This is a genomic window from Gardnerella rara, from assembly GCF_055452355.1.
In genome coordinates, this window is record NZ_JBVBJP010000001.1 from 67,287 (window position 1) to 87,914 (window position 20,628).

The 20,628-nt window shown below is 40.1% G+C and carries 15 protein-coding genes; 8 read left to right on the plus strand and 7 right to left on the minus strand.

The features are described from left to right. Nucleotides 1-13: 13 nt before the first annotated feature. The 3 genes from ACZ0NX_RS00300 to ACZ0NX_RS00310 all read right to left on the minus strand — a co-directional run bounded on the left by ACZ0NX_RS00300 (nt 14) and on the right by ACZ0NX_RS00310 (nt 3,648). A complete protein-coding gene (locus ACZ0NX_RS00300) occupies nt 14-1,300 on the minus strand; it encodes an MFS transporter (RefSeq protein ID WP_464404873.1) in 1,287 nt (428 codons plus the stop codon). A 146-nt stretch (nt 1,301-1,446) separates the two neighbouring features. Continuing rightward, on the minus strand, nt 1,447-2,238 hold the full coding sequence (locus ACZ0NX_RS00305; RefSeq protein ID WP_004130434.1) for an SDR family oxidoreductase: 792 nt from the start codon (nt 2,236-2,238) through the stop codon (nt 1,447-1,449). A 126-nt stretch (nt 2,239-2,364) separates the two neighbouring features. Next, on the minus strand, nt 2,365-3,648 hold the full coding sequence (locus ACZ0NX_RS00310; protein ID WP_004130435.1) for an enolase C-terminal domain-like protein: 1,284 nt from the start codon (nt 3,646-3,648) through the stop codon (nt 2,365-2,367). A gap of 491 nt (nt 3,649-4,139) precedes the next feature. On the opposite strand from ACZ0NX_RS00310, the gene ACZ0NX_RS00315 reads away from it, so the two are divergent. Beyond that, entirely contained in the window at nt 4,140-5,183 is a 1,044-nt protein-coding gene (locus ACZ0NX_RS00315; protein WP_464404875.1) for a LacI family DNA-binding transcriptional regulator, read from the plus strand. A 190-nt stretch (nt 5,184-5,373) separates the two neighbouring features. Here the strand turns inward: ACZ0NX_RS00315 and fucO are convergent, their stop codons facing one another. Next, nucleotides 5,374-6,525, minus strand: coding sequence for a lactaldehyde reductase (gene fucO, locus ACZ0NX_RS00320; RefSeq protein ID WP_029600499.1), 1,152 nt, complete (start codon nt 6,523-6,525; stop codon nt 5,374-5,376). A gap of 528 nt (nt 6,526-7,053) precedes the next feature. Between fucO and ACZ0NX_RS00325 the strand changes: the two genes are divergently transcribed. Both ACZ0NX_RS00325 and ACZ0NX_RS00330 read left to right on the plus strand, forming a co-directional pair. Beyond that, nucleotides 7,054-7,881 carry an ABC transporter ATP-binding protein gene (locus ACZ0NX_RS00325; protein WP_464404877.1) on the plus strand — a complete coding sequence of 276 codons (828 nt, stop codon included), beginning with the start codon at nt 7,054-7,056 and terminating at the stop codon, nt 7,879-7,881. 17 nt (nt 7,882-7,898) lie between these two features. After that, complete coding sequence (locus tag ACZ0NX_RS00330; RefSeq protein WP_464404879.1) at nt 7,899-10,592, plus strand: ABC transporter permease; 2,694 nt, start codon at nt 7,899-7,901, stop codon at nt 10,590-10,592. 99 nt (nt 10,593-10,691) lie between these two features. Here ACZ0NX_RS00330 and ACZ0NX_RS00335 read toward each other — a convergent pair whose 3' ends face one another. Continuing rightward, nucleotides 10,692-11,402, minus strand: coding sequence for a response regulator (locus ACZ0NX_RS00335; RefSeq protein ID WP_464405144.1), 711 nt, complete (start codon nt 11,400-11,402; stop codon nt 10,692-10,694). Between the two features lie 18 nt (nt 11,403-11,420). Beyond that, on the minus strand, nt 11,421-13,961 hold the full coding sequence (locus ACZ0NX_RS00340; RefSeq protein ID WP_464404881.1) for a sensor histidine kinase: 2,541 nt from the start codon (nt 13,959-13,961) through the stop codon (nt 11,421-11,423). Between the two features lie 129 nt (nt 13,962-14,090). Between ACZ0NX_RS00340 and ACZ0NX_RS00345 the strand changes: the two genes are divergently transcribed. The 4 genes from ACZ0NX_RS00345 to ACZ0NX_RS00360 all read left to right on the plus strand — a co-directional run bounded on the left by ACZ0NX_RS00345 (nt 14,091) and on the right by ACZ0NX_RS00360 (nt 18,490). Further along, nucleotides 14,091-15,470, plus strand: a complete 1,380-nt coding sequence (locus tag ACZ0NX_RS00345; RefSeq protein ID WP_464404883.1) for an alpha/beta fold hydrolase — start codon at nt 14,091-14,093, stop codon at nt 15,468-15,470. A gap of 137 nt (nt 15,471-15,607) precedes the next feature. After that, the gene (gene proC, locus ACZ0NX_RS00350; protein WP_060786530.1) at nt 15,608-16,411 is read left to right on the plus strand and encodes a pyrroline-5-carboxylate reductase; all 804 of its coding nucleotides are present in this window, start codon (nt 15,608-15,610) and stop codon (nt 16,409-16,411) included. A 56-nt stretch (nt 16,412-16,467) separates the two neighbouring features. Then, nucleotides 16,468-17,556, plus strand: coding sequence for a redox-regulated ATPase YchF (ychF, locus tag ACZ0NX_RS00355; RefSeq protein ID WP_060786531.1), 1,089 nt, complete (start codon nt 16,468-16,470; stop codon nt 17,554-17,556). A gap of 115 nt (nt 17,557-17,671) precedes the next feature. Beyond that, nucleotides 17,672-18,490: a L,D-transpeptidase gene (locus ACZ0NX_RS00360; protein WP_464404885.1), complete on the plus strand. Its 819-nt coding sequence runs from the start codon at nt 17,672-17,674 to the stop codon at nt 18,488-18,490. A gap of 151 nt (nt 18,491-18,641) precedes the next feature. Here the strand turns inward: ACZ0NX_RS00360 and ACZ0NX_RS00365 are convergent, their stop codons facing one another. Next, nucleotides 18,642-19,703: a YeiH family protein gene (locus ACZ0NX_RS00365; RefSeq protein ID WP_464404887.1), complete on the minus strand. Its 1,062-nt coding sequence runs from the start codon at nt 19,701-19,703 to the stop codon at nt 18,642-18,644. A 239-nt stretch (nt 19,704-19,942) separates the two neighbouring features. On the opposite strand from ACZ0NX_RS00365, the gene ACZ0NX_RS00370 reads away from it, so the two are divergent. Then, a complete protein-coding gene (locus ACZ0NX_RS00370; protein ID WP_464404889.1) occupies nt 19,943-20,311 on the plus strand; it encodes a DUF488 domain-containing protein in 369 nt (122 codons plus the stop codon). Nucleotides 20,312-20,628 lie beyond the last annotated feature (317 nt).

Consider the following 20,628-nt stretch of genomic DNA (forward strand, 5'->3'; position numbering starts at 1 on the left):
AGTTCTTTGCAAATCACTTAGCTTCTACAAGACCAATCTTGGAACCCCACAATGCGTACCAAGCTACATACAAGAATCCTGGAACGGTGAGCAGCACTGCAACCTCAATGCCAGCAAAATCTTGTACAAATCCAAGGAATAGTGGGATTATAGCTGCGCCAACAACGCTCATAATCAAAGCGGAAGAGCCAGTCTTTGCTGCAGAGCCATGAATTCCCTTTAAGGTAAGAGAGAACACGGTTGGGAAGCCAATAGACACAAACAGGTAGGAGATAATGTATGCTACTACAGAAATCTTGCCGAGTCCAAGGAATGCTACAAACATAAGCACTGCGCTCAAAACCATGTAGATTCCAAGAATCTTATCGCTATCAAACTTTGCCATAAGAGGTGTTGTAATAAAGCGACCAAGAGTAAACATTAAGGAAACGATTGCAAGCATAGACGCCGCAATACCAGTTGTTACTCCAGCACCCCAATGCTTAAGAGCAAACGATGAGAACATTGCCATTCCAACAACCTGAAGGCCTACAAATACAAACTCTGCAATAACGCCAAGTGTAAAGTATGGCTTCTTAACAAGATGCAAGAATGAAGAATCGCCCTTATTTTCTTGATCTGCCTCAACATCTCCTGGAGGTGTAGGAAGCTTAAAGCAGAAGAAGATTGCAATAACCGCAATAAGAACAATGCCAATAACAATGTAAATCATGCGAGTATCGCTAAGGAACTTCGACTTAGCAAATTCAAATCCTGGTTCGCCTTGCTTAACGGTTTTACCAATAATGTTGCCAAGAATAAGCGGGCCAACAATGCTGCCAACGCCGTTAAAGCTTTGTGCCATGTTGATTCTAAAGGATTCGCCCTTTTCGTCGCCAAGCTTTGTAATGTATGGGTTGCAGTTTGTTTCCAAAGTTGCAGCACCAAGAGCAATAATAAACATTGCTATAAGGAACATAACATAGCTTGCTGTAGCGGTTGCAGGAATTACAGCAAATGCGCCGATTGCAAAGAGTGCAAGACCGCTAATTACGCCGCCCTTGTACCCAAAGCGCTTTGCTATTAAACCTGCAGGAATAGCCATTACAAAGTATGCGCCAAAGTATGCAACCTGAAGCAGCGCTGCTTCTGTGTTGTTTAGATTTAAGTAATGTCCAAATGGGGAATTAAGAGCATTGACCAAATTCATGGTCAAACCCCATACGAAGAACAAAGATGTTACCAATACAATGGCAATTATAGTTTTTGAGCTACTTTTGTTATTGTTAACAACCACGTTGTCGTTTTCTTTTGTAGTCATCGTCACTCCCGTGTGAGAATAATTCAAAGAGTTTAAGATTTTAATAGTTCTTAATTAATATTGTGCAATGGTGCGCAAGCACACATTTTGCATTGCGCACCATCGACTAGTTAAATTGCACCGAATCTTAAATTTGCATTTGGAATTTAAGACAAAGCGCGATCAAGATGCACGTATCCGCCATCAACGAATACCCACTGACCAGTGGTGTGCGAAGACCTATCCGAAAGCAGGAATGCGGCTTCGTTTCCAATTTCTTCCGTGGTAGTCATGCGGTTTTCCAGAGGAATCTTGTCGGTAATAACCTTCAAACGAGCCTGCTGAGCTGCTTCGTCACCAAAGGTCTTAATCCAATCGGCATACAGTGGGGTCCAGCATTCGGAGACAACAATCGCGTTTACGCGCACGCGGTCATGAACAAGTGCTGCAGCCCATTCGCGAGTCAAGCCCAAGATTCCGCCCTTTGCAGCAGCGTAGGCACTGGTCTTGCCCTGGCCTGTTAGAGCAGTCTTAGAAGAAATGTTCACAACAGCGCCGTGGCTTTCCTTTAAGTACTTTACAGCAGCGTGAACAGTCTCGTAGTAGTGGGTAAGGTTTCCGTGAATCGACTTCTCGAAGTCGCGCCAAGAAGTGGACTCCAAATCCTTGTTGTCGTTAACGCCAGCGTTGTTTACAATGCCGTCAATATGACCATACTTCTTGTATGTTTCTTCAATAATTGGAGCGATTTCGTCTGTATCGTTTAAGTCGAGAAGGTAAACATCGTAGTTCTTTGTGTACTGCTCAATATCCTTGCGGAATGTTTCTTCTGCAGGGTCTGCGCGGTTAATAACTACTGGAATTGCGCCTTCTTGTGCAAGCTGAAGCGTAATGCCCTTACCAATGCCCTTGAATCCACCTGTTACGATGAAAACTTTGCCTTCCAAATGCAAATCCATAATGAACTCCTTTGTTAAATGATGTGGTTTGCTTTTTGATTATTAAATTATGAACTTTGATTGTTTAAAGTGGCTAGCAATTTAAAATAAACAGCTTAATGTAAACTGCTAGCCACAATTGCATAACTATCCGCGATAAAGGTACTTTTCAGCCGTTTCCAGCGTCATTTCAGTGCCATTACCTGGGGCAGTTGGTGCAACATAATTACCATTCTTGATTTGTGTTGGATGCACAAAGTGCTCGTGCTGATTGTCTACGTATTCAATCATGCGACCTTCCTTTGTGCCAGAAACTGCAACGTAATCAAACATTGCAAAGTGGCACACGGCTTCGCACAATCCAACGCCGCCTGCGTGAGGGCAAACTGGCTTATTAAACTTGCGTGCAAGCAAGTATTCGAGAACAACTTCTTGTGGACCTGCAACTCGAGTTGCGTCGATTTGCATAATTCCAAACGCGTTCGCTTGCAAGTACTGCTTAAACATGATTCGGCTTTGCATCTGCTCGCCAGTTGCCACAGGTATTGGGTTAATTGCGCGAGCAATTGTTGCGTGACCAATAACATCGTCTGGGCTTGTTGGCTCTTCTACCCAAGCTAAGTCGAAGTCGTGGAAGCGGTTAATCCAAGTGATTGCTGTTGGAACATCCCACACCTGGTTTGCATCTACTGCAAGACGAACGTCTGGGCCAATTGCCTCGCGAGCAAGGGCGAGTCTTCTTAAATCGTCGTCTACATTTTGACCAACCTTAAGCTTAATTTGCTTAAAGCCCTTAACTTGCGATTCTTCCTTAGCAATTGCAACCATTTTCTCGTCGCTGTAACCGAGCCAGCCTGCAGCAGTGGAGTAGCCTGGGTAGCCGTTTACAAGCAGATCTGCAATTCGCTCTTCCTTGCCTTTTTGACCATCTTGCAAGAATTCGATTGCTTCTTCTGGCCTTAAGGCGTCGGTCATGTAGCGGAAGTCAAGCGTGGAGACTAATTCCTTTGGATCCATCTCGGCAAGCAAGCGCCACAATGGCTTTCCAGCTCGCTTTGCTTTAATATCCCACAATGCGCTCAAAATAGCGCCAATTGCCATGTGCTCTACGCCTTTTTCTGGCCCTAACCAGCGAAGCTGAGAGTCGTGAACAAAAAGATCCCATGCAAGACGCATGTTGTCTAGTAACTCTTCTACGTTTCTGCCAATAAGCACTTGAGACATGGAGTCGATTGCTGCGCAAACAACATCGTTTCCACGGCCAATCGTAAATACAAATCCAACGCCTTTAATGCCATCGTCTAGGCTGGTTTTGATTTCTACGTATGCGGAGGAATAATCTGGGTCTTTGTTCATTGCGTCGGATCCAGAAAGTGTCTGCGAAGTAGGGAATCTAAAATCATAGGTTTTTACTGATGTGATTGTACTCATAACGATTCATGCTCCTTTGCTTTTACATCGTTGTGACCTACATTTGTAATTCTATATCAAAACGACAGAAAAATGTTGTAGTATGGCTAGAAATTTTCGCAAATTGATTTTTGCGAATATTTCTGAATATGCGCAATGTGATAAATGTCATATTTTTGATTTTTCTATGATTGAAAAATTGAGCTTTTTAATAAGGAAAATCGCACATTTGGCCCGTGTTTTGCTTGCGACTGATGGCAAATAATTTTATTATTCGGCGTGTCGTAAGAAATTTTCGCGATTTTTGCTTGTCAAAAGCGAAATAGTGTATTATGGAATTTATAACAACCTTGATAAATCAAGCAATAATGCTATTTTTCAGTTTTTCTGGTAACTTGTATTATTGTAGATAATCTTAAAAGTGGCTACGAATTTTTCTTTAAGATTAGGATTTAGATAAAATGCGTTGAGCATAAAGAGAATAAAGAAAGAGAATAAAGAAAGGAGTAAATATGGCGAATAATATGGATGTAAATCGAGCGGAAGAGTCTGAATCTTCAAAGCCTAAGATTGCTGAATTAGCCAAAGAAGCTGGTGTTTCTCCGTCTACAATATCTAAGGTAATCAATGGTAGATCGGGAGTATCGGAAGAAACCAGAAGGCGTGTAGAAGAAGTTTTGGCTAAAAGTGGTCGCGACTATTCTCTTGTTAGCACTAAAATTTCTCCAACGGTGGAGTTGCTGGTGGATTACGTTGCGAATAATGGAACCATTGAGATGATTACTTATGCATCTCGTTGGGCGCAGCGCGAAGGATTGGCGCTTACAGTTGCTCAAACCGATAATGGCAAAAAGCGCGATGAGTGTTTGCGCGGAATCGTAGACAGAAATCCTTTGGGCGTTATATCGCAAATGTCGGATCTTAGCGAAAAAGATAAAGATTTTTTGCGTATGCGTAATATTCCGCTGATTATTATTGACCCAGTTTCTATTGGAAACGGCAGCGATCACACGATTTCTATTGATAATTGGACTGGCTCTTACGAGCTTACTCGTCATTTGATTAGTTTGGGTCATAAGCGAATTGGCGTTATTACAGGCCCATTAAATGTTCAGTCTGGTGTTGCTCGTTTTGCTGGATACAGTGCGGCTATGGAACAAGCTGGCTTGAGTGTGGATAAAGACTTAGTAAAAGAAGGAGATTATCTTCCTGAGCTTGGATACAAAATGGCTTGCAACCTTTTGGATTTGCCTAAAGACAAGCGTCCAACTGCGATTTTTGCTTGCAACGATATTACTGCAGTAAACGTTTATCGTGCAGCAAGAGAGCGAAAAATAAAATTAGGAACGGAGCTTTCGGTTGCGGGATTTGACGATGTTTATCCTGCACAATATTTAATGCCGTCTTTAACAACTGTTAATCAGCCTTTTGATATTATGGCAAAAAATGCTGTTAGTATGATTCTTGCGATTAGAGAAGGAAGAAAAATCGAAAATCAAATGGTTCTTCCTGCACATGTTGTTATTAGAGAAAGCACTCAGCCAGTTTCTAATTAGGTGATTGTTTTTAATTAGGTAATTTATTAGCGACTTATGCTTATAACCACTATAAATACCATATAAAATGTGGACGCAACTTAAATCAAGAGGTAAATCAAGATAGGTTGCGTCCACAAATTGTTTGTTCTAAATATTGCGTATTTATTTATTATTTTAGAAGACTACGCATAGACTACATCAAGATAGACTACATCAAGCTTGTGTAAATCTTGCGAATATCTTCCAAAGTGGCCTTGCGTGGGTTTCCTGGAGTGCAAACATCTGCCAAAGCGTCGTGGCTCAAGCCTTCAATGTCTGCCTCACTAGCTCCAACTTCGCTAATCTTAGTAGGATTTCCAAGCTTAACCGTTAAGTCGTGAACTGCCTTTACAGCAGCATTACGTACCGTTTCGAGGTCATCGGTGTATGCGTTTGGAACGTCGAATGCGGCAGCAATATCGCGATACTTTTCGCCACTATAATCCTTGTTATATTCCATAACAGGAGCAAGCAAAATTCCGTTTGCAACGCCATGAGCAACGCCAAGGCGACCGCCGAGTGGGTGAGCCATGCCGTGAACCAAGCCCAAACCAACGTTGGAGTATGCCATGCCAGTTATGTAGCTTGCGTAAGCCATTTGTTCGCCTGCTGGAACGTCTCCGTCTGCGCTCTTTGCAAGGTTTTGTGCAATCATGCGAATTGTTTGCAAAGACAGGCAATCCGAAAGGCTCCATGCACCTGGAGTAATGAAACCTTCGATTGCGTGGGTGAGTGCGTCCAAACCAGTTGCAACCTTAAGCGAGCGTGGCATGGAATCGGTGAGATCTGGGTCTACGAATGCAACGATTGGAATATCGTGAGGATCTACTGCAACGAACTTGCGAAGCTTTGCGGTATCGGTAACAACATAGTTGATTGTTGTTTCGGAAGCGGTTCCTGCGGTTGTTGGTACGCCAAAGATTGGTACAGAAGGATTCTTTGTATCTGCAACGCCTTCTAGAGAAAGAACATCGCCAAACTCTGGGTTGGCTACAATAATTCCAATGCCCTTGCAGGTATCTTGTGGAGAGCCGCCGCCGAGGCCAATAAGGAAGTCTGCGCCAGATGCCTTGAACTTTTCTACACCGTCTTGAATGCATTCAACAGGTGGATTTGGCTTTACGTTGTCAAATACTTCGTATGGAAGACCAGCGGATTCTAGAACGTCGGTAACTCTTTTAACGGTTCCCGTCTTTACAAGAACTGGATCTGTTACAACGAATGCTTTTTTAAAGCCATGTGCCTTAGCAACGTTTGGAATCTCTTTGATTGCTCCACGACCGAAGTAAGCAGTCTGATTGAAAATCATTCTATACACCATGCGAAAATCTCCTTTGAGTTTCTTGTTGGCTTATGCCAAATTTTTGGTAGTCGATTAATATTTTACAATATTGCATGACATTTGGCGAGTGTGTTAAATAAGTGTTTTGTTACTAAAATTAACAAATAAATAATTAAAATGAACATAAACTAACTAAATTTACGTATTTTTATTTATTTTAGATATAAATAAGCACATTTATTAAAAATTGCTCGCATGATTTGCATTGCTTATTTTGAAGGAAAAATATTAATCATGTTAAGAAAAATTCTTTAATTAAAGGTGTTGTAGTTGCCAAATTGACTTATTTTGCATTAAATAATCTGTTTGAAACACAAATTTAAGTTTTAATACTGAGTTCTCATACTAAAGTATGACGATTTTATATAAGAGCATTTTTATATCAAAATTTAATAGCAAAATCTTATTATTTCAATGAAAATATCAGCCCTACGCACTATAGAGAATGCGTTTTTAATCACGTAAATTTTAATTGTAAGGTAATCACAGAAGTATGTGAGGTGCAAAATGAGTGTTGAAAATAGTCAAGATACGCGTTTTACGCAAATGAATTATTCCGCTCAAGAAGGTTTGATTGGCGAGACTGCGGTTGCAGCTTTGCATGTTGTTAAAGATTTTGGCAAGGGTGCAGGCATTGTTCACGCTCTGCGAGATGTTAGCGTTAGCTTCGAGCGCGGCAAGTTTACGGCGATTATGGGCCCTTCTGGTTCTGGAAAGTCAACTTTAATGCATTCTTTAGCTGGTCTTGACAGCGTTAATTCTGGAAAAGTTTTGGTAGATGGCCTAGATATTACAGGCATGAGCGATAAGCAGCTTACGCTTATGCGCCGCGAAATGGTTGGATTTATTTTCCAAAGTTTTAATCTTCTTCCAATGTTTAGCGCTGAGCAAAATATTCTTATGCCTCTTACTTTGGCAGGTAAAAAGCCAGATAAGCAATGGTTTAATACTTTGGTTAATACTCTTGGCTTGCAAGATCGCTTAAAGCATAAGCCTGCTGAGCTTTCTGGTGGTCAGCGACAACGCGTTGCAATTGCTAGAGCTTTAATCTCTAAGCCTTCCGTAGTTTTTGCAGACGAGCCTACTGGCAATCTGGATTCTGCTTCCAGCTTGGAAGTTTTGCATTTCTTGAAGAAGTCTGTAACGGAACTTGGTCAAACTGTGATTATGGTTACTCACGACGCTGTTGCAGCCTCTTACGCGGATCGAGCAATTGTGTTTGCAGATGGTCAAATCGTTGAAGACGTGCAAAATCCTACTGCAGAAGGCATGAGCAAGATGCTTATGGAACGCAGCGAAGCTGGTATTAATAATCAGTCTAATCAATTGCAATAAAAGGTGGTGAAGTTAGAATGTGGAAAATCGCACTAAAACTTATGCGCAAAAGCGTACGCATGCTAATCGCCTCTGGAATTGCAATTCTTATAGGCAGCATGTTTATGAGCGCTACTTTGCTTTTTAGCAACAGTGTTGACGACTTGATGGTTCGAAACGCAACCGATGAATTCACTAGCGCAAATTATGCAATATCGTTTAAAAATCCTAACAGTTCTCCTAGTAGTGAAATTCATTATAAAGACCTTCATTTAGACAAAATATCGAAGATGCCTGGTGTCAACGGTATTCGTAGCGATGATGCAACTGCGCTTGTAAGAGTAGAAAAAGGTGATAAATCAGTTACGAGTATCGCTTGGTCTAATGGTTTGTATGGCAATCTTCCTGTGTATAAATCAACAGAAGGTAGAGATCCGCAAGAAATAGGCGAAATCACGCTTATTAAAAGTATTGCTAAATCAATACATGCAAATATTGGCGATACTATAACTTTGGTTAAAGTAGATGACACTGGCGGAGATAAAGAAAAATCGTACGATGTTCGTGTGGTTGGTCTTGTAGACGATGGAGAACATTCTCAAATACCAGTTTCAAATCGCGGCACGTATCTTGGTGGCGTAACGAATGATTTTTGTGCAAAACTCAAAAATCTTAAGAATTTTGACAATCAAGTTGTGCAAAGCAAAGTGTACATGAGTATTGATGAATCTAAAATAAACGATTTATCTCCTAAGATTAACGCTTTGCTTCCAAAGCAATTTTCTCTTATGTCTAGGCACGAAGTTGGTGTAAGAGCTGTTAGAAATGTGTCCAACGGCACTAATTTTGTGACTATGTTTTTGCTATCTTTTGGTATTCTAGCGTTGCTTATTTCTTCGCTTGTTATAGCAAACACATTCCAAGTGCTGGTTGCTCAACGCAGACGAACTCTTGCGCTTTTGCGCGTAATCGGCGCACAATCGCACCAGCTTTATGCAGCAGTTTTGCTTGAAGCAGCAATACTTGGAGTTATTTCCGCGGCTGTTGGCGTGCTTTGCGCAATAGGATTTATGGGCGCAATTAGTAACGTGAATATTAATTCTGGACCGTTATCTAAGATTCCTTTGATTGTTTCGCTTCCAGCGGTTGTCTGGCCAATAGCAATTGGCACGATTGTAACAGTTCTTGCATCTATGACTGCTGCTCGATCTGCTACAAAAGTAACGCCTATGGAAGCGCTACGACCAATGGATTTGATTAAAGATAAGCGTGCAAGCATTATCCGCACTGTTTTTGGCGTTGTGTTTATTGTTGTAGGCATTTTAGCTACGGCTTTAAGTGCTACTTCTTTAGCAAGCATGATTGCGAGGAAGTCGCCTACTGCTGGTTCTGATTCTTGGATGACTTTGCTTGGAGCAATGTTTGGTTGCGCGCTTGTTTTTATTGGTATTGTTATGACAGCCATATTCTGGATGCCGTTTGCTATGAAGGCCACTGGAGCAATCATGGCACTTTGTGGGCCCGCATCTAAGGTTGCTAACGCAAACGTGCAAAGAAACCCTAGAAGAGTTGCGGCAACTGGAACGGCTTTGCTTATTGGCGTAACGCTTGTTTCTACAGTAGTAACGGGCGCAATTTGCGGTAAAGCAACTCTTAAAGGTGTTGTTGATGATCATTACAGTGTTGACATTATTATTCAAGGCAAGAATGTTGATGAATCTCTAGCTGCCGATATTTCAAAGATTAGTGGAATAAAGAATACTGAGTTGCTTCCTGCAGTTCCTATGACTTTTAAGAACGCTAAGGGCGAAACTGAGTATGCTATGGCAGCTGGAGTTGATAATGTAAATCAACTTAAAAATGTAATGCACACTGACCTTGATGGCATTAATATAAACAAAGATTCTGTGCTTTTGCCTAAGTTTAATAACGAAGGCGGCGAACCTTTTGAGCTTAAAAAAGGAAACCTTAATCTGCAAGCTTACGTAGAAAAGTACAGTTCTGATGAAACAGACAGTAATAATATTACGCCATTTACTGGCATGAATACAGACTCGAGTAATAATGATAAGAGCATTACTGTAAAGCAAGTTCAGTTTAAGAAGTATAGAAATGTTAATATATATTCAAGGAATACTGCTTTTGTTAGCAAATCTTACTTCAATAACTACCTTAAGCCTACAACGCATATTTTGCTTATTTCGGTAGACTCTAGCAAAGCTAATCTTGTAGATATTGTTAAGAATATTAGAAATATTACATCTAGCTATGCGGAGGTTATGGCTGGTGGAAGCGTGTTCCAACGAGCGCAGTGGGAGAGTGCTATCGACATAATGATGATGTTGCTTGTTGGCTTAATAGCAGTAGCTGTTGTGATTGCTTTAATAGGCGTTGCAAACACATTAAGCTTGTCTGTTATTGAGCGCACTAAAGAATCTGCAACTTTGCGCGCAATAGGCATGACAAGAGGCCAGGTTAGAAGGTCTCTTGCGTTGGAAGCAACGTTGATTTCCCTAACAAGCACTGTTTCGGGCTTGATTGTTGGAACAGCGTTTGGGTGGATTGGATCCTACATGGTGTTTAGCGTAATTGGCAAAGTTCCGTTTGTAGTTGATTGGACTATTTACGCGGTTCTTGCTCTAATCGCTTTGCTTGCAGCGCTTCTTTCCAGCGTTCTTCCAGCTCGTAGAGCAGTAAAGTCTTCGCCAGTAGTTGCGCTCGCGGAAGACTAATCGCTAGAAACGCAAAATAAAATGCGGTTGCAATTTTAATCATTCAATCAAGAATTGATTAATTTGCAGCCGCATTATTTTTTATTTTTATAAAAATAGTTAAACAAGACTGTTCTCGTAAGCAAACACAACAGCTTGGACTCTGTCTCTTGCGTTGATTTTTCCTAAAATATGCGCAACATGCGTTTTAACTGTTGGCAAGCTGATAAACAGTTTATTAGCAATCTCTTGGTTAGATAGTCCGTGAGCAATCTCTACAAGAACTTCGCGCTCGCGATCTGTTAAATCATTTAAGCAAGTGTTTGCGCTTTGCTCGTTTTTAGTCGCAATCTCTTCTTTTGATTTTTCTTCATCGTTAGGCTTAGAGATCATTGACTCAATTAAGCGCTTTGTAGCAGTTGGAGCAATAATTGCGTTTCCTTGATACACAGTCCGTATTGAATTAAGCAATGTTTCTGGCTCTGTATCTTTAAGCAAGAATCCCGATGCGCCTGTATGAATCGCAGCCATAACATATTCGTCTAAATCAAAAGTAGTTAAAATAATAATGCGCGTATTGGCGTTAGCATCTTCTTGCAATATTTTGCGCGTAGCTTCCAAACCGTCCATGTTAGGCATGCGCACGTCCATCAAAATAACGTCTGGATTTTCCTTTGACGCAATTTCTACAATTTCATTGCCATTTGAAGCTTGCGCAACAACTTGCATGTCTTTTTGCGAGTTGATTACCATAGTAAATCCTGCGCGCACAAGCTCCTGATCGTCTGCAATTGCGACTCGAATTACTCCATTGTTTTCCATGTTTTCCATATTTTCCATACTATCAATTTATTCGTGTTTGTTTGCAAGCCTGTGTTGAATTTGTTCATCAAGCGAAGGAGCGGGGCGAACCGCAATCTCAGTTACATTTGCACCATTATTTGATGAATTAACACTTGAACCTGTTTCTCGCAAAATTCCAAGTAGTTTTCGCATGTACCTAAGTGCTGAGCGACCTTCATCTCCAATGTTTTTAAAAGCTTTACTAATTGCTTCAATTTGCTCTTGCTCTAGTTCTTGTTCTTGCTTTAGTTTTGTTGACTTTAGGTTTTCTGCATTGCTATTTGATTTTTCGTATTCATTTAGCATATCAATTCCACTATTTGCAGCATCAATTACTTTATGCAATGTAACTGCAACTTTTTGCTGAATATTTGCGCTAATACGCTGCCTTTCGGCATTTGCTGCAAGTACTTCTAGCTGTTTTTGCTCTTGCTCGAGTTCTGCTCTGCGTGTTTTTAGAATCAGCAAATTATTATCATCGTTTCTGCGGTAATAAGCAAATGCAATGGCAGTAAAACAAATTAATGCAACTATAAAACCAAAAACTAATCCTACGGACGCCATTTGCATAATGTCATAAAAATTGGTTGTGTACGCATTAGATGCAAAAAATCGTATTGGAGTTTCATTTTGTGGAATATTTTTTGATGCAACACCAATTTTTACAGCAAAAATAGCAGATTCGGCGAGCACTACTGCGCTAACCCATTGCCATGCGTGCTTTTTGCCATAGAGCACAGCCGCATAAACAATGGTTGGTATAAAGAAATTAGCAAATAAAATATTAGGCAAGCATATAAGTTGTATTGCAGAAAATGCTGCTGCAACAATTGCGCATGTTGTTGGAGCTTTTCTACGAAACATAAATGGAATCATAGTAGTAAGCGTAAGTATTCTATAAAGTATTTGTAATGAAAGCGAGCTTGAATACCCAGAAGTCATTCCAGTTCCAACAGTAAAATCGTAAGTTGGTATAAAAAGCATTAGAACAGTCCAAGGTGCTGCATAAATAACATCGCCAATAAGCCAATGTTGTTCAAACCATTGTGATACTTTTTCAATCCTATTTTGTGAATTATTTGCTTCTGGCAAAACTTTTGATGAGGTTTTATCGCTTGTATTTGCTGGTTTTTCTTGCGTTGATAATGGATTATTAGCTTTTACGTTTTTATAAGTAACGTTAGGAATACTATTTAGTGCAGAAGCAGTATTGTTTGATTGGTCTGTGCTGTAAGAGTATGGAATAAAAGCAACAACACTAAATGTTCCATTGTTTTGTATTCCATAATCAAGTGTTCCATGAAGATTTTCAATGCGCTCTTTCATGCCAATCAAACCATAACCGTTTTTATGTTGCGCATCGCCATTTTGTGCTTGATTGGCTTCAATCTTGTGTACTTCATTTGTGATTTTTAGTGTTAAGCCTTGTTCGTTCCACAGTTCGTGAATGTTTATTTTAATGCCATTTCCTGCGTGCTTCCGAATATTAGTAAGAGATTCCTGAACAACTCGGTATGCAACGGTTTGTGCATCTTTGTTGAGTTTATTAGAAGAATTTATGCCATCAACAGTGTGCCAAAAAATATTTTTAGGAGATGCAATTTTTGCTTGCTCAATAAGCGAAGGTATGTGATTGAAATCCAATTGAGCGGATGGAGCGTCTGTTAAAGCTTCTAGAAGTCGGCGCATGTCGTGAACGGCGCGCTCTGCTTCGTTTTTAATAATATGCATTGTTTTTTTAGCAAGAGAAATATCTTGTGTTGCGGCATAACGGCCACCATCTGCTTGAACAATAATAATAGAAAGCGTGTGAGCAACAATATCGTGCATATCCCTAGCGATTCTAGCGCGCTCTGCAGTAACAGCAATATGCTGAGCTTTTTTTCGGTACGCGCGAATAGCGTTATTGTTCTCTTGTAGAAGTTGAATCGTATGCACGTGAGTGCGCTGCCAGTAGCCAATAATAACCGTAATTGTAGTAATAATAATCGCAAAAATTATGGAAGGAATTGCAAAATCAAGTATAATTGAAACGCAGTTTTTTATGTTACTACTATTTATATTTTTTACGCTGCAAGAATAACTAGCTTTTGAATGATTGATGCCATATATTGGCCCAATTACAATATTCCACGATATTGCTGCGCAAGATAATACTGTTGTTACGTAAGCTGCAATAACAAAAGCTTTTGAATGTTCTGGATTTCCGCGAGCAATAGCGTTAACAAGCAGCACAAAACCAAAGAAATCAGCAAAAAGTTGAGCTGGACCAAATACTACTTGCACAATGCAAATAACAATAAAAATAGTAGCCGCTTGTTCAGGCCATAGTTTTCGCACTGAAAGTAATGCTGCAACAACAATATTTATAAGATAGGCTGTAATTAGCGAACTTTGCGTCAAGAATCCGTCAACATTGCTTATAGTATACCGATTGCTTGAAAGTGTAAAAAGAATAAGTGAAATAATGCCCCACAATATATCGTTTAGCGTAAGCTCAGTGTGTAAGCGTTGTATAGCTCTGTTAAACGTGTGAGATATTTTCATAACTACTAGGCTAGTACACGGCACTTTATAGAACAATCGAACTTTAGTATGATTTATATAAGAGTGCGAGTTTGCGTATGTGATTTGTTGTTGCAATGTAGCATGCGAGTGCAGAAAGGAATGTTTACAATGGCACTGCTAGCAAAGTATTACGTACCAGGATTGTATGTAGAAGAGCGCGCAATCGATGTTCCTTTAGATTGGGAGCAAAACACTCCAGGCGATTCTATTAAAGGTGAGACGATTCGTCTATTTTGCAGAGTTATTAGCGCTCCAGAACATGCGCATGACGATTTGCCTTTGCTTGTATTTTTGCAAGGAGGCCCAGGAGGACAGTGCCCTCGTCCACTTTCGCCGTCTAGCGATGGCTGGATTCAAGAGGCAATTAAGCATTTTCGTGTTGTTCTTCCAGACCAGCGTGGCGTTGGGCGCTCTTCTAGAGTAGATGCTTCTACAGTTAAGCGCATGGCAGACGACGGCGTGAGTGTAGAGCGTCAAGCATGGTACTTAAAGCGATTCTTAGCAGATTCTATTGTTCGCGATTTTGAGCATTTGCGCTTAACTGAGTTTAACGCAAAGCCGTGGGTTTCTTTGGGTCAAAGCTATGGCGGATTCTTAACGCTTACGTATTTGTCTCTTTTCCCACAGGGTTTGCTTGCAAGCTTTACAACGGGCGGTATTCCTCACGTTCCAGCCAATGCTCTAGAAGTTTACGAGCACACGTTCCCGCGTATGGCTAGAAAAACTGAGCAATTCTACGAGCGTTATCCGCAGGATGTTGCGCGCGCTGCTGCTATTGCAGATAGGATTTCTCAAGGAGATGTTTTCTTACCTAATGGCGAAAAGCTAACCGTTGAGCGATTCCAAACTCTTGGATCATCTTTTGGCATGAAGCCAAGTTTTGAAAGAGTTCATTGGTTGATTGACTCCGCTTTTTCGGATGGAGATGGCTCTCTTAAGGCGTTTAAGCATGGTGGTGGAACGGCAGACGGCTATTTAAGCGACGAGTTTCTTTATGGTGTTATGGACGCAACGTCTTCTAGTCCGCTATATTGGCCGCTTCAAGAGTTCATTTATGCGGATGGTGAATTAGATCATCCAATTCGTTGGGCAGCTCAGCAAGTTCGAGAAACAATGCCAGAGTTTGCTGGCAGCGCGCGTCCGCTTTTGTTTACTGGTGAAGCTGTGTTCCCGTGGATGTTTGATCAGCAAAAGGCATTGCAGCCGTTCTTGCCAGCGGTTGATTGCATGATGAGTGATATGCAATTTGGCAAGATTTACGATTTAGATCAGCTTGCAAATAACGAAGTTCCTTTGCAAGCAGCGGTTTACTTCGACGACTTGTATGTTGATTCTGGTCTTCAGTTAGACACTTTGTCTCACATTTCTAACTCTCATTATTGGACAACTAACGAGTTTGAGCACGATGGTGTTCATGGCGACTTTGTGTTCCGTCATTTGTTAGAAGAGGCAAAGAATCGTGGAGATTTGGAGTCTATATATAAGTGATATAAGTGATAAGTAATATAAGAGATAAGTAACTTTTGATTAAAGTACCTAACAAATGATTAGATATACAAGTTATATGTACAAATGATTAGATACTTAATAAAAAGTTAGTGTTTATTTATTAAGGGGATTTGTTAATGAGTTCTAACTCAATTGGAACCGTTGGATTTATTGGCTTTGGAAACATGGCTCAAGCAATTGCTCAGGGCTTGATTCGCGCTAATGTTTTGCAAGGCAAAGATATGGTTGCAAGCGCGGCGCACTTTGAAAAACTTGTTAGTAATACAAGCAAATTTGGCGTAAAAGCGTTAAAAAGCGTGCGAGAGGTATGCGATTCTAGCAATGTTTTAATTTTGGCTGTAAAACCAAATCAGATTGAAGAAGTTTTGCAACCTATTGCAAAAACTATTGTGGAGCAAAAAATCGCCGTTATTTCTGTTGCAGCAGGCTGGAGTCTTAAGCGTTACCAGAATTTACTTGGCAAAGATGCTAACGTGCAATGCATTATTCCAAACACGCCAATCGCAGTTTGCCAAGGAGTTACTTTAGCCGAAAGCGAAAATACGCTAACAGATAGTCAACTAGAAGCTTTTAACGCTATTTTTAATCCGATTTCTTTAGTTGAGCGAGTAGATAGCGAGCATATGAATATTGCAATGTGCGTTTCTAGTTGCGCTCCGGCTTTTACTGCTATGTACATGGAAGCTTTAGCGGATGCTGGCGTAAAGTATGGTCTAAAGCGAGATTGCGCATATCGTTTGGCTGCAAAGATGATTGAAGGGGTAGGCGCGTTGTATATGGATACGCGTGTTCACCCAGGCGCTATGAAAGACGCAGTATGCTCTCCTGGTGGCACTACGATTCGAGGTGTTGCAAAGCTAGAATCGTGTGGTTTTAGGGGAGATGTTATTAGCGCGGTTGATGCAATTCAACAAAAATAAAACAATACGAGTATAGTGGTGTAGTCACTTCCGCTAGCTGGTCTAAAGTAGGTAATATGTCTTTAACTATTGGAATCGTAGGTTTGCCTAACGTTGGTAAATCAACTATGTTTAATGCGCTAACACGAAACAACGTTTTAGCGGAAAATTATCCATTTGCAACAATCGAACCAAATACTGGTATTGTGCCTTTGCCAGACAAACGTTTGCCTGTTTTAGCAAAGCTTGTTAACACCGAAAAAATAGTTCCAGCAACAGTTACATTTGTTGATATTGCAGGAATTGTTAAGGGTGCAAGCGAAGGCGAAGGCTTGGGAAACAAGTTCCTTGCTAATATTCGCGAAGCGGATGCCATTTGCGAAGTTGTTCGTGCGTTTAACGATGATGACATTGTGCACGTTAATGGCAAGGTAGATCCTGCAGACGATATTGACACAATCAACACGGAGCTTATTCTTGCAGATTTGCAGACCATTGAGAATGCTTTGCCAAAGTTAGAAAAAGATTTGCGTGGCAAAAAAGTTACTCAAGAATACGTTGGCGCAGTGAACAAAGCTAAAGAAATTCTTGAATCTGGCAAGACAATTGATCAGGCTCATAATGAGAAGTTGATTAATAAAGACGACGTTTACGATTTACACTTGCTTACTGCTAAGCCTTTTATTTATGTGTTTAACGTTGACGATTCGGAGCTTTCGGATGATTCTTTGAAGTCTAAGCTAGCAGCATCTGTGGCTCCTGCAAAGGCGATTTTCCTTAACGCACAATTTGAGTCGGAGCTTACTGAGCTTGATGAGGCGGATGCTAGAGAGATGCTTGCAGATGCTGGTTTAGCAGAATCTGGATTGGATCAGCTTGCGCGAGTGGGCTTTGATATTCTAGGTCTTCAAACCTATTTGACGGCTGGCGTTAAAGAAGTTCGCGCATGGCAGATTCATAAGGGTTGGACGGCTCCGCAAGCTGCAGGCGTTATTCACACGGATTTTGAGCGTGGATTTATTAAAGCCGAAGTTGTTTCTTACAATGATTTTGTTGAAGCTCAAGGCTCTATGGCAAAAATCAAGGAGGAAGGAAAGCTTCGTCTTGAAGGCCGCGATTACGTTATGCAAGATGGAGACATTGTTGAATTTAAATTCAATGTGTGATTAGTTAGACAATAATCATATAAATAATCAAATAACGTGTAATTTGGCGCTGCTCAGGCACTATACTGTAGTATTGAAGTGGCGCCTTTTTATTTTGTTTACTTATGGAGATTTTATGAATATATTTTATGCTTTAAAAAGCGTTTTAAAGTCGCTTCTTGCGCGATTTGTGAAATATATTATTAGCTTAAAATCTCCAAAAAATCGAAAAATTTTTTATAAGCGCGCGCTCGCTGTTCTAATTGTTTTAGTCTTCTTTGGTTTTGTTGGATTGCAAGTATCGCATGTTGTTCAAGAAGCAAATAAGCGTATTTTTGTAAATATTAGAAAGCAATATTTTAAGTCAGATAAGCTTGATTCCACTTTAAATGGTGTAAAGAGTGGGAAAAACAATAATGTTGGCGCAAAGTTTAAAGCAAAAAAGACGCCATTGAAGTCTATAGATAAGTCAAAAGATAACTCCAATGCGCAAAATCAGAATGCAAATGCAATTGATTTTTCTAATCTATGGAAGATTTCTACAGGCGGAGCCTACCCACAAATAGCTGGGGTTGATGCAAGTAATTTACGCATAAACGTTGATATTGCAAAGCAACGCGTTTATTTTTACAAAAATAACAATCTTATATACACAATGATTGTTAGCTCTGGAATAAATAATTCCACACCTAAGGGTGATTTTAAAATAAGACACAGGGGATATCACTTTTACAATAGCACCGAAGGAATGGGCGGAGACTACTGGGTTGGTTTTATAGGCGCAAAGTACTTGTTCCATTCTGTTCCAACTCGCGTTAATTTTGGCGATTATATTGTAGAAGAGGCGCAAAAACTTGGGGTTCCTGCATCGCACGGGTGCGTTCGACTAAGCGTTCCAGATGCAAATTGGGTTTACTCGAATATTCCAGACGGAACACCAGTACACATTGAATAATAGTGGAGTAATTTTGGAATAATCGTGGAATAATCGGTTAAGCTTTATACAAAATAAAAAACAATAAAAACAATAAAAAATAAGAGGATTCCGCAAATGAGAATCCTCTTATTTGTTTTGATTAGCTAAATTGTTTAGCTTAATCGTTTTGTTAGAAGAACAAAACGCTAGCTGCGCAAGCCAACGCTGTTAGAACTATAGAAGCCAAGAAGCTTGCTAAGAATGCTGCTTTTCCTTGCTTAAATATAACTCTAAAGTTTACGTTGATTCCAAGAGCAGCCATAGCCATTCCAAGGAACACGTATCCTGCGTCTACAAGTAGGGATGCGTAAGAGGAAACAAAAGGCACGTAGGTTCCAATAACAGATGCTGCAATAAATCCAAGCATAAACCATGGGAAGTTAATCTTGCGCTTTCCGTTATCTTCTACTTTGCTGTGACGCGCATTCCACCAGATTGCAATAAAGATTGATGTAGGAACAAGCATAAGAACTCTAGTAAGCTTCATGATTGTTGCAACATCAATGCTTCCAAAAGCTCCGCCAGCTGCAACAGCGTGTGCAATTTCGTGGAGAGAGGCTCCAGATGCAATTCCAAGCTGCTGTTTAGTCATTCCAAAATGAGGAAGAATAAAGATTTCTGCCAAAGCGTAGATTGTGCCCATTATTGCAACGGTTGCAACAGCCATAACCTCGTTTTGTTCTTTTTCATCTTCTTCTTGCGGAAGCACTGGCATAGATCCCGAAAGGCCCATAACAGCTGCAGCTCCGCAAATGCTTGTGCCTCCTGCGGTTAGCATTGCAAGTTGTGGGCTAACCTTAAGGAATTTTGCAATGTTGTATGTAATGCATACCATAACGGCAACTAGAACGGCTGCAATAGGTAAGCACTTTAATCCTTGAGTAAATAGAACGTGCAAATTTAGCTTAAAGCCAAGCAAAATAATGCCAAGTCTAAGTAGTTTATTTGCGATTAAGCCAGCAGATGCTTTAACGCCTGCTCGTCTGGAATCATTGTTCAGTTTGTATACGTGTAAAGGCAGCTGCAGAGCCATGCCAATAAGCAACGCAATAATAAGAGCTCCCAAAAGGCTTAGGCCTGGGAACTGCTTGAGCCAGCTGCCAATTAAGGAAGCTAGAAGTGTAAGCACAGCTATAAGAGCCATGTTTGTGGTGCAGATTTTCTTTTTCCATGTATCAAAGAAATTAACCATTTAGCCAATTATTCTCCCATAATCGGACAAAAATGAACAAAAATTCAAAAATATTACACATTTTCTAGCATTTTGTTGCAATGGCAATCGACACGCCTATATTAAAAATCACAGAATAAAACATATTTGATAAAAACATATCGTAGTTTTGTATTAGTCCCATTTAGATTGCGCTTAATTAAATCTTGTTGAAAAAAATCATAATTGTGTAATTATTGTATGTAGTTAAAGAGGTAATTATGTGCAATATTAATATTCAAATTAAACGCGTTTATGAATCATTTGATGAACATGATGGCTTTCGAGTATTGGTAGATAGATTGTGGCCTAGAGGCATAAGTAAAGAAAAGGCAAATCTTGATTTGTGGTGTAAAGATATTGCTCCATCAAGTGATCTGCGAAAATGGTTTGGGCATAAGTCTGAGCGTTTCGAAGAATTTGCCAATCGTTATATTGAAGAGTTGGACGAGAATCAAGATTGTGTAAACCAAATCGTAGATATATGTAGAAAAAGTAAAAAAGTAACGTTTTTATATGGAGCGAAATATCCGCGTATAAATCATGCAATTGTATTAAAAGATTACATTCAAAATGTTTTGCAAAATTAAGATTGTAATAAGCGAATCTAATACATAAGCAAAAGTTTATGTTTATAAACTTTTATAAGTAACGATTAGTGGCATGTGACGAATTTTCGACACACCGATTTTCCTTGATATTTCAATAAAAATAATTTATAAATTTGTTATTTTTAAAATTGTCTCGACACTTTGTGATTAGTACATTAGAATGACCACTTGGCTAGGGGCGGCGGTTGGTATAGCCTCTGCAAAAGCTGCCAAACCTGCGCACAAGTAGTGCTTGTTTTTTTTTTAAGCTGGCGCTCGTTTTGGTGGTTGTTTTTTCAATCACAACATACATATGA